The organism is Mesorhizobium sp. M0664, from assembly GCF_040320565.1.
In the GTDB taxonomy this organism is placed as follows: Bacteria; Pseudomonadota; Alphaproteobacteria; order Rhizobiales; family Rhizobiaceae; genus Mesorhizobium.
In genome coordinates, this window is sequence record NZ_JAMYPW010000003.1 from 447,576 (window position 1) to 458,925 (window position 11,350).

The window sequence follows — 11,350 nt, forward strand, 5'->3', positions numbered from 1 at the left end:
GCCACAATCCAATTGCTGAAATAGACAGGGCTTGGAACTCACACCTTCTGCGTCGCCGCAAGAAAGCGTGATCCCCTGTCCTATGGAGCTACTACCGGTCACCGGCCGGAAAGCAAACCGTTGGCAGGCGGATCCTGCCGCGTCCCGATGTTGACAAGCGCGACTGAAGCTTGAAGATTTCTGGACGTAAGCACTTGTCTGGAGGGGTTTATGGCAATGCGCGCGGCTCGTGGTCTATCGATTCTTTTCCTTCTCTTTTTTGCCTGGAGCGGTGTCGCGCAAGCGGCCGAAGCCCGGCGGGTGGTGACATCGGACAATTCCGACTATTTCGGTTTCGATCTCAGATCCGACCAGAATGTCAGCCTCGACCAGTGCAAGACCACCTGCCTCGGCGACCCGGCCTGCCGCGCCTTCACCTACAACCTCAAGGCCAAATGGTGCTTCCTTAAATCCGATTACAATTCGTTGAAACCCTTCGGTGGCGCCGTCGCCGGCAAGGTCGTCAACATCGATGGCGATCCCGACATCGGCGCGCCACCCGAACTCGCCTTCTTCCCCAACTGGATGGCCGACCAGGCCCAGCAATACCGCAACAACCTCACTGGCCCGACCTACACCAAGCCGACCGAGGGGCTGACGGCGCTGAGGGCCGCCGCCGAACGGTCGGCGCTGACGGGCGACCATCGCTCGGCCATGCACAAATACGAAGCGGCGGTTTCGGTGCTGCCGGATGATGGCCAGCTCTGGCTCGAGCTGGCGCGCGAAACGCTTGCCGTCCATCCGACCGCCAACAGCTCGGAGCCGTCGACCCTGCCGGCGAACGCCACTTCCGCCGCCTTCAACGCCTACAAATTGCTGCGCACCACCAAGACGCGCGCCGACGTGCTGGCGCTGCTCGGGGACGGCCTTGATCGCCGCGATCTCTACAGGCCGGCTCTGCAGGCCTACGAGGCGAGCCTCGCTCTCGTCAATTCGCCGGCAGTCAGGGCCGCCTATCAGGATCTCAAGGCTCGCAAGGGCTTCCGCGTCATCGATCATACCGTCGATGCCGACACCAGCGCGCCACGCATCTGCGCGCAGTTCTCCGAGGAACTGGTCAAGACCGGCGTCGACTACTCGCAGTTCGTTACTGTCGACAACGCCGCTCCCAAGGGCGTCGAAGCCAAGGACAAGCAGATCTGCGTCGAAGGACTCGAGCACGGGCAACATTACGACGTGACCTTCCGCGCCGGCTTGCCGGCCGCCATTGGCGAAGTCACCGCGGCACCGGTGGTTCTGTCGATCTACGTGCAGGACCGCGCGCCTTCGGCCCGCTTCACCGGCGACAGCTTCGTGCTGCCCGCAGGCGCACGCCGCGGCATACCGGTCGTCACCGTCAACATGAATGCCGCCGAAATGAAGCTCTTCCGCATCGGCGACCGCTCGCTGGCCCAGCTTCTGTCGGGATATCAGTTCCTGCGCCAGCTTGACGGCTACGACATTTCGAACATCTCCGAACAGATGGGCGAGCCGGTCTGGCAAGGCCAGCTCGACATCGCCAACGACCTCAACAAGGAAGTCACCACCTCCTTCCCAATCGACGAGGCTTTGCCGAAGCGCAAGCCCGGCGTCTATGTGCTGACCGCACAAGCCGTCGACGATCGCAGCGACGACTATGATTCGCACGCCACGCAATGGTTCGTCGTCTCCGATATCGGCCTGTCGACCTATACCGGACAGGATGGGCTGAACGTCTTTGCCCGTTCGCTCGCAACCGCCAAGCCGATCGCCGGCGCCGAGCTGACGCTGCTGGCCAGGAACAATGAAATCCTCGGCACCGCGACCACCGACGCGGAAGGGCGGGCGGTGTTCAATCCCGGCCTGACGCGCGGCGACAGCGGCATGGCGCCGGCCGTGCTGATGGCCAAACAGGGCGACGACGATTTCGTCTTCCTCGATATGGGCCGCGCCGGCTTCGACCTGTCCGACCGTGGCGTCGCCGGACGGCCGGCACCTGGCGCGCTCGACGTCTATGCCTGGACCGAGCGCGGCATCTACCGCGCCGGCGAAGATGTCCATGTCGTGGCCCTTGCCCGCGACAGTGCCGCCAAGGCGGTCGAGAACCTGCCGCTGACCTTCATCTTTTCGCGGCCCGACGGCGTCGAGGACCGCCGCATCGTCAGCGATGGCGCATCGGCCGGCGGTCACGCAGTCGACCTGCCGCTGGAACCCAACGCCATGCGCGGCACCTGGACGGTGGCGATCCATACCGATCCCAAGCAGGCGGCGGTCGCCAGCCAGATGTTCCTGGTCGAGGACTTCGTACCGGACCGCATCGAGTTCGACCTGTCCTCCGACAAGCAGGAGATCGCCCAGGACGAGACCGCCAACATTACCGTCGACGGCCGCTTTCTCTACGGCGCGCCGGCCGCGGGCCTCGCGCTCGAAGGCGAATTGACGCTGTCGACCGCCAGCGATTGGGACCGCTTCAAAGGCTATTCCTTCGGTCTGGCCGACGAACAGTCGGCTGAACCGACTGTGACGCCCTTCACCGGCCTGCCGGTGGTCGGCGAGCACGGCAAGGCGACCTTCCCGGTCTCCGTCGATCAATTGCCATCCACCACCAAGCTGGTCGATGCAAAGGTCACTGTCAGGATGCGTGAAACCGGCGGCCGTGCCGTCGAGCGCTCGCTGAATATCGGCATCCGCCCGCAGGGCCACATGATCGGCATCCGCCCGGATTTCGACGACGACGAGGTGCCGCAAGGCGGCACGGCCAAGTTCAGCCTGATCGCTGTCGACCCAGACGGCAAGCGTGAGGCGCTGAAGGGCGCGCAGTGGTCGCTGGTCAAGGTCGAGCGCAGCTACCAGTGGTACCGCTCGAGCAACTCCTGGAACTATGAGCCGGTCACCTTCACCAAGACGGTGGCCAACGGCCAGGTCGACCTGAGCGCCGATGGCGAGGCGACGGTGTCGCTGCCGGTCGACTGGGGCCGCTACCGGCTCGAGATCGAGACAGCGGATCCGGAAGGCCCGGCCACCAGCTACGAGTTCGACGCCGGCTGGTATGTCAGTTCCACCACCACCGAAACGCCCGACGGCCTAGAGATCGCCCTCGACAAGGATACCTATGCGGCGGGTGAAGTGGCCAAGCTCAAAGTGTCGCCGCACTTTGCCGGCGAGCTGCTCGTCACCATCGGCGCCGACAAGCTCCTGAAGACCGTCACCGCCAGCGTGCCGGCCGGCGGCAGCACCGTCGACATCCCGGTCGGCGACGACTGGGGTGCCGGCGCCTACGTCACGGCAACGCTGTTCAGGCCGGGCGATGCGCAAGAGACGCGTATGCCGGCGCGCGCCATCGGCGTCAAATGGCTGAAGCTCGATCCCGGCTCGCGGAAGCTTGCCGTCAGCTTGGCGCCGCCGGACAAGACCATGCCGCGCCAGCAGCTGTCGATCCCGGTGGCCGTAGCCGGCGTGCAGCCCGGCACCAACGCCTATGTCATGGTCGCGGCCGTCGACGTCGGCATCCTCAACCTGACCAACTACAAGGTACCGGATCCGGAGAACTGGTTCTTTGGCCAGCGCATGCTCGGTCTCGAGGTTCGCGACATCTATGGCCGGCTGATCGACGGCTCGCTGGGCACAACCGGTAAGCTGCGCACCGGCGGCGACGGCGCCAACATGCAATCGCAAGGCAGTCCGCCGACCGAAAAGCTGGTCGCCTTCTTCTCCGGCCCGGTCCAGCTCGACTCCGACGGCAAGGCGCGGATCGACTTCGACATACCGCAGTTCAACGGCACCGTGCGCGTCATGGCCGTCGCCTGGACAAAGGAAGCAGTCGGCCATGCCCAGTCCGACGTCATCGTTCGCGATCCGGTGGTGATCACCGCCGGCCTGCCGCGATTCCTGGCGCCCGGCGATTCCGCCGTCATGCGGCTCGATGTCGCCGACACCGACGGCCCTGCTGGCGACTACAAGCTGACCATCGACACGACGGGCGACCTGTCTACCGGCAGTGCCGCCTTGCCTGAAAAGCTGACGCTGGCCAAAGGCAAGCGGCAGACGCTGACCGTGCCGTTGATTGCGCGGACCGCGGGCAACGCCTCGATCACCATCAAGCTTGCGCATGCCGACGGCACCGCTGTCGAGCAGACGCTCTATGTGCCGGTGCGCCCAGCGCAACTGCCGGTGACCACCCGCATGGTCGTCGACCTCAAGGGCAATGGCGGCGCGCTGCGCGTCGACAAGGAACTGCTGGCGGCAAGCCTGCTCGATGGCGCTTCGGTCAGCGTCGGCGTTTCGCAGGCGGCTGCCTTCGATGTACCGTCGCTGCTGATGACGCTCGACCGCTATCCCTATGGTTGCGCCGAACAGACCACCAGCCGCGCCATGCCGCTTCTCTACGTCAACGAGATGGCTTCCGGCATCGGCATGGCCAGCGACCCCGATCTGCATGGCCGCGTCCAGGACGCTATCTACAAGGTGCTGAGCTACCAGGCATCGGCCGGCAGCTTCGGCCTGTGGGGTCCGGGTTCCGGCGATCTGTGGCTCGACGCCTATGTCACCGATTTCCTGACCCGGGCGCGCGAGCAGAAATACGACGTGCCGGCCTTGGCGATGAACCAGGCGCTGAGCAATCTGCAGAACGCGATCGGCTACGATCAGGACGTCCAGGATCGCGGCAGCGAGATCGCCTATGCGCTCTATGTGCTTGCCCGCAACAAGAAGGCCTCGGTCGGCGATCTGCGTTATTATGCCGACACCCAGCTCGAAGCCTTTACCAGCCCGATGGCCGTCGCCCAGTTGGCGGCGTCTCTCGCGCTCTACGGTGACACCCAGCGCTCGGAGGCAACCTTCCAGGCCGCGCTGCAACTGGCCAAGTCGACGCCCGAATATGACTATTACCGGTCCGACTATGGCTCGCCGCTGCGCGACGGCGCGGCGATCCTGGCGCTTGCCGCGGAAAGCAAGCCGGTGCCGACCATCGTGCCGGCGCTGATCCAACTAGTGACCAGGGAACGCGCCGACGCCAGGTGGACCAGCACACAGGACGAGTCCTGGATGCTGCTGGCGGCCCGCGCGCTGAAGGCCGGCAATGATTCGATCGCGCTGACCGTCAACGGCGCACCGCATGCCGGCGGCTATTCGGACCAGATCGCTGGTGGCGACCTGGCCGACAGTCCGCTGACCATCGTCAACACCGGCAGAAATCCGCTGCAGGCGGTCGTCACCACCGTGGCCTCGCCGATCCAGCCTCTGCCGGCCGGCGGCAACGGCTTTACCATCAGCCGTACCTACTACAAGCTAGACGGCACAGAGGCCAACGTGACGGAGGTCAAGCAGAACGAACGCTATGTCGTCGTGCTCAAGGTTTACGAGCAGAACACCTGGCCTTCGCGACTGCTGATCACCGACCTGTTGCCGGCCGGCTTCGAGATCGACAATCCGGGCCTGGTCTCCAGCGCCCAATTGACGAACTTCTCCTGGCTGGCGCAGACCGATGCCGCTCATCTCGAATTCCGCGACGACCGTTTCGTCGCGGCTTTCAATCCCAACGACGGCGACGGCGACCGCAACATCACGCTCGCCTACGTCGTGCGCGCGGTGACGCCGGGCACCTATGCCCACCCGGCGGCAACGATCGAGGACATGTACCGGCCGCAATATTCGGCCCGCACCGCCACCGGCATGATGGAGGTCAAGGCGCCGTAAGGATAGGAATATGGCGGTGGCGCTGCCCCTCATTGCCCTGCCGGGCATTTCTCCCCGTATAGAGACGGGGAGAAAGAGCCATGCGCCGAAGTTTTCGCCGAACTTTAACGTCGCAGAAAAGGCGCCAAGGGTCGCGACAGCCCGCTTCTCCCCGTCACTAAACGGGGAGAAGGTGCCGGCAGGCGGATGAGGGGCGGCGCCATGCTCTCCAGAAAATTCCTGCGCCGAGCGGCCATCACGGGCATTTCCTTGGCCGGTCTCGCGGCAATCACCGCCGTCGCCCTCTGGCAGCTCGACCGCGCATTTCCGCCGCCGCTGCCGGCTGCTTTGACGGTCTCGACCGAGGTGCAGGACCGAGACGGCCAGCTGCTGCGCGCCTTCGCTACGCCGGATGGCTACTGGCGGCTCGCTACCAGCCTGGACCAGGTCGACAAGCAGTTCGTCGACATGCTGGTCACCTATGAGGACAAGCGTTTCTGGGATCATCAAGGCGTCGACGTGCTGGCACTTGCGCGTGCCGCCGGCCAGTTCGCGACCAGCGGCCATATCGTCTCCGGTGGTTCGACGCTGCCGATGCAACTCGCCCGGCTGATCGAACCGCGCGACAGCCGCAGCCTCGGCTCGAAGATCAAGCAGGTGCTGCGCGCCCTCCAGATCGAACGGCGGCTTTCCAAGCGCGAGATCCTCGAACGCTATCTGACGCTGGCGCCCTATGGCGGCAATCTCGAAGGTGTGCGCGCCGCTTCGCTTGCCTATTTCGGCAAGGAGCCGAAACGGCTGACGGTCTCGGAGGCGGCCCTGCTCGTCGCTTTGCCGCAATTGCCGGAAAAGCGGCGCCCTGACCGCAACCTCGACGTCGCCCATGCTGCCCGCGACCGCGTGCTGACCCGCATGGTCTCGGCAGGCCTGCTCGGCGAACGTGAGGCCGCGCGTGCTGCGCTCGACGATGTGTCGGGGCTGCGGCGGACCTTGCCGGCGCTCGCTGCCCATGCGGCCTATACGATGCTGTCCAAGGCCATTCCCGGCCAGAAGCTGCAACTGACGATCCGCAAGAGTGTCCAGGAAGGGCTGGAGCAGGTGGCCAAGGATGCGGCCGCCAGGCTCGGCCCTCGCCTCTCGGTGGCCATGGTACTGGCCGATGCCCGTACCGGCGATATTCTTGGTGAGGTCGGCTCTGCCGATTTCTTCGATGCCAGCCGTTCCGGCTGGATCGACATGACCAAGGTCGTTCGCTCGCCTGGCTCGACGCTGAAGCCGTTCATCTACGGCCTCGCCTTCGAACAAGGCCTGGTGGCGCAGGAGATGCTGATCGAGGACAGCCCAGCCGATTTCTCCGGGTATCGGCCGAAGAACTTCGACATGGGCTATCAGGGCGATGTCAGCATCAGGCAGGCGCTGCAATTGTCGCTCAACGTGCCGGCGATCCGCGTGCTCGACGCGGTCGGCCCGGCCCGCCTGATGGCACGCTTTCGCCAGGCCGATGTGACCCCTATCCTGCCCGTCAACGAAGCGCCCGGCCTGGCGATCGGCCTCGGCGGCGTCGGGGTGACCCTGCGCGACCTGGTCCAACTCTATGCCGGCCTTGCCAGTGGCGGCAAGGCACACACGCTGCATGACGGCACCGAGCCGGCGAATGCCGAACGCTCGACCACCACCATCCTCGACGGGCAGGCGACCTGGCAGATCACCGACATCCTGTCAGGCGTCAAGCCTCCCCAGGGTGCCGCCCAACGCGGCATCGCCTACAAGACCGGCACCTCCTACGGCTATCGCGACGCCTGGTCGGTCGGCTTCGACGGCCGCTACGTGCTCGGCGTCTGGGTCGGCCGCCCCGACGCCGGTGCGGTGCCCGGCCTGTCCGGCTATGTCTCGGCTGCGCCCATCCTGTTCGAAGGTTTTGTCCGTTCCGGCCTGGCCGCCGTACCACTGCCGAGCCAGCCGTCCGGCGTCCGGCGTCCGAAACGCGAGGAACTGCCGGTGACGCTGACGCGCTTCGGCGCCGGCACCGATGGGCTGGTGCAGGCGACGCAGACCGAACCTGCGCCAACCATCATCTTTCCGCCCGACGGCGCTCGCGTCGATCTCGGCACTTCCTCGGCCGACGCCTCGCCGCTGGTGCTCAAGCTGCAAGGCGGCCGCGCACCATTCCGCTGGCTGGCCAACGGCAAGCCGCTGGTCGGCATCGACCGGCGGCGCACCGCGACCTGGCAGCCGGACGGCGCCGGTTATTCGACCCTGACCGTGATCGACGCGGCGGGACGCGCGGCCAGTGTGAAGGTTTTCGTCGAGTGAAAGTTTCCCTTGAATAATTTCCGGCAGGTGATTCAGGGGATTGGGTTTTACGTCTTGCTTTCGGCCGCCGGTATTTCCTCGGCCTTTGCTGACACCCTCCCCGCCAGCTTTGTTCGGCTAGCCGACATCGATCCCAAAATCCGGCAGGATATCCGCTATGCCGGCCTCGAAAATTTCCTGCATCGCAAGGTAAGCGGCTACGATGCGCCGGTATGCGTCCTCACCAGGCAAGCGGCGCAAGCGCTTTCGGAAGTGCAGAAAGCGATTGCCGCCGAAGGACTGACGCTGGTCGTGTTCGACTGCTATCGCCCTGCGCGGGCTGTCTCCGACATGCGTGACTGGACAAAAGAGAGTGGACCACCGGACCCGCAATGGTACCCAAAGGTCAAGCGCAAGGATCTCATCGCCAAGGGCTATATCGGCGAACTGTCCACCCATTCGCGCGGATCGACGGTCGATGTCGCGATCGCGCGAGCCGACCGCAAGAGCGCTCCGAAACCGGCCTGCGGCGCGACCGATGCCGACACGCTCGATTTCGGCACGGGTTTCGACTGTTTCGATCCAGCGAGCGAAACGGCTCACCGACCGATAGCCAGTGAAGCGGCGGCTAACCGCAAAAGACTTGTCGAGGCGATGCGTGCCCGCGGCTTCAAGAATTACGCCCGCGAATGGTGGCACTTCACGCTGGAGAACGAGCCGTTTCCAAAAGAGCGCTTCAACTTTCCCGTTACCGCCGAATAGCCGGCCGCAACCTTCGGGCGCGACACAGCCATTGCCGAAGAGCTAGCCGTCTCTAGATAATCGCGTCGGGAGCGCAATCATGGTCCATACGGGGAAAATAGTTTCTCGCATCGCCGAAACTAGGCGAAAAATTGCTTCAATAGGCCAAAAAAGGCAACATTGAATGCATCTAAATTCTATCAATTCGGTAGATTGGCGCGAGTTCAACGGAGGCGGAAATGACCAAACCTCATTTCAGGAAACTGCTCGGCGCACTGGTCGCCACATCTGTCCAGTTCGGCACGCTCGGTTTCGCGTTTGCCGACACCACCATTCTCAACGTGTCCTATGACCCGACGCGTGAGCTCTACAAGCAATTCGATGAGGCCTTTGTCGCCCACTGGAAGGCCGAGACAGGCGAGACCGTCACCGTCCAGCAGTCGCATGGCGGATCCGGCGCCCAGGCGCGCGCCGTGATCGACGGGCTCGACGCCGACGTGGTGACGCTGGCGCTCGAAGGCGACATCAACGCCATTGTCTCGAAAACGAAGAAGATCAATCCCGACTGGCGAACGAAATTCGAAAACAATTCGGCGCCCTACACCTCGACGATCATCTTCCTCGTCCGCAAGGGAAACCCCAAGGGCATTCATGATTGGGGCGATCTGGTCAAGGACGATGTCCAGGTGATCACGCCCAATCCGAAGACCTCCGGCGGCGCGCGCTGGAACTATCTTGCCGCCTGGGCCTATGCCAGCGCCAAGGATGGCGGCGACGAGGCCAAGACCAAGGAATTCGTCGGCAATCTCTATGCGCATGTCCCGGTTCTCGACACCGGTGCGCGCGGCGCCACCGTGACCTTCGCGCAAAAGGGGCTGGGCGACGTGCTGCTCGCCTGGGAAAACGAGGCCTATCTGGCGCTCGACGAGTTCGGCGCCGACAATTTCGATATCGTCTACCCGCCGACCTCGATCCTGGCCGAGCCGCCGGTAGCCGTGGTCGACGCCAATGTCGACGCCAAAGGCACGCGCAAAGTTGCCGAAGCCTATCTGAGCTACCTCTATTCCAAGGAAGGCCAGACGCTCATCGCCAAAAACCATTATCGCCCTTCGAAGCCCGAACTGGTGCCGGCGGAGGACTTGGCCAAGCTGCCCGAGATCAAGCTGGTCACCATCGACGACCCGCTTTTTGGCGGCTGGAAGAAAGCACAGCCTTATCATTTCGGCGATGGTGGTATATTCGACCAGATCTACAAGCCGGCCCAGTAGCATTTAGATCAGGACGACATGACCACAGCACCCGCCAAGGCGGGGTGGCGATTCAGGCAGCCGAGCGTCATTCCGGGTTTCGGATTGACGCTCGGCTTCTCGCTTGCCTACCTCACCCTCATCATCCTCATTCCCCTGTCCGGGCTGGTCTGGCGCTCGGCGGCGCTCGGCTGGACCGACTTCTGGGCGATCGTCACCGACCGCCGCACCATCAACGCGCTTGAAATCAGCTTCGGCACCGCCTTCATTGCCGCTGCGGTCAACGTCGTCTTCGGCACGATCGTCGCGTGGGTGCTGGTGCGCTACAGCTTTCCAGGCCGCCGCATCGCCGATGCCATGGTCGACCTGCCCTTCGCGCTGCCGACGGCGGTTGCCGGCATCGCTTTGACCACGCTTTACGCACCGAATGGCTGGATCGGAAGCCTGCTGACGCCGCTCGGCATCAAGGTCGCGTATACGCCGCTCGGCATCGTCATCGCGCTGATCTTCATCGGGCTGCCCTTCGTCGTGCGCACTGTGCAGCCGATCATGGAGGAAATCGACAAAGAGGTAGAGGAAGTGGCCGCCACGCTCGGCGCCAATCGCTTCCAGATCATCAGCCGTGTTCTGCTTCCCGGACTGGCACCGGCCATCGTCACCGGTTTCGCGCTGGCCTTCGCGCGCGGCGTCGGCGAGTACGGCTCGGTTATCTTCATCGCCGGCAACCTGCCCTACAAATCCGAGATCGCACCGCTTCTGATCGTCATCCGGCTCGAGGAATATAATTATGCCGCGGCGACCGCGATCGCGGCGATCATGCTGGCGCTGTCCTTCGTGATGCTGCTGGTCATCAACCTGGTGCAGACCTGGAGCCGCAAGCGCTATGGCTGACCCGGAGATCAAATCCTACGCGCCGCACCACGAAAGCCGCTCGGCGGCGGTAACCGAAAGCCGCCCTGCGCAAGCCGTGCTGATGGCGGTAACGTTTGCGTTCCTCGCCATCTTCCTGCTCTTGCCGCTGATCATCGTCTTCAAGGAAGCTTTCGCCAAGGGCATCGAGGCCTACACACAGGCGCTAGGCGAACCGGATACGCGCTCAGCGATCCGCCTGACGCTTCTGGTCGCGGCGATCTCGGTGCCGCTCAACATCGTCTTCGGCATTTCCGCCGCCTGGGCGATCGCCAAGTTCGAGTTCAAGGGCAAGGCGTTCCTGACCACACTCATCGACCTGCCCTTTTCCGTCTCGCCGGTCATTTCGGGGCTTGTCTACGTGCTCTTGTTCGGCGCGCAAGGCCTGCTCGGCGCCTGGCTGAAAGCGCATGGCATCGTCATCCTGTTTGCCGTGCCGGGCATCGTGCTGGCCACCGTCTTCGTCACCTTCCCCTTCGTCGCCCGCGAAT

7 protein-coding genes are annotated in these 11,350 nt (G+C 64.2%); all 7 read left to right on the forward strand.

All coding sequences use genetic code 11. The features are described from left to right. Positions 1–210: 210 nt before the first annotated feature. Positions 211–5,691 carry an alpha-2-macroglobulin family protein gene (locus NKI39_RS07630; protein WP_352831266.1) on the forward strand — a complete coding sequence of 1,827 codons (5,481 nt, stop codon included), beginning with the start codon at positions 211–213 and terminating at the stop codon, positions 5,689–5,691. Between the two features lie 10 nt (positions 5,692–5,701). Beyond that, positions 5,702–5,881, forward strand: coding sequence for a hypothetical protein (locus NKI39_RS07635; protein ID WP_352769180.1), 180 nt, complete (start codon positions 5,702–5,704; stop codon positions 5,879–5,881). 11 nt (positions 5,882–5,892) lie between these two features. Beyond that, positions 5,893–7,983: a penicillin-binding protein 1C gene (gene pbpC / locus NKI39_RS07640; protein ID WP_352831268.1), complete on the forward strand. Its 2,091-nt coding sequence runs from the start codon at positions 5,893–5,895 to the stop codon at positions 7,981–7,983. A 54-nt stretch (positions 7,984–8,037) separates the two neighbouring features. After that, positions 8,038–8,724, forward strand: a complete 687-nt coding sequence (locus NKI39_RS07645) for a M15 family metallopeptidase (RefSeq protein WP_352831270.1) — start codon at positions 8,038–8,040, stop codon at positions 8,722–8,724. A 218-nt stretch (positions 8,725–8,942) separates the two neighbouring features. Further along, positions 8,943–9,971, forward strand: coding sequence for a sulfate ABC transporter substrate-binding protein (locus NKI39_RS07650; RefSeq protein ID WP_352473515.1), 1,029 nt, complete (start codon positions 8,943–8,945; stop codon positions 9,969–9,971). Between the two features lie 18 nt (positions 9,972–9,989). Then, positions 9,990–10,841, forward strand: coding sequence for a sulfate ABC transporter permease subunit CysT (cysT, locus tag NKI39_RS07655; RefSeq protein WP_352473514.1), 852 nt, complete (start codon positions 9,990–9,992; stop codon positions 10,839–10,841). Next, a partial coding sequence (locus NKI39_RS07660; RefSeq protein WP_502898550.1) for an ABC transporter permease family protein occupies positions 10,834–11,350 on the forward strand: 517 nt, incomplete at its 3' end. The genes cysT and NKI39_RS07660, both read left to right, overlap by 8 nt.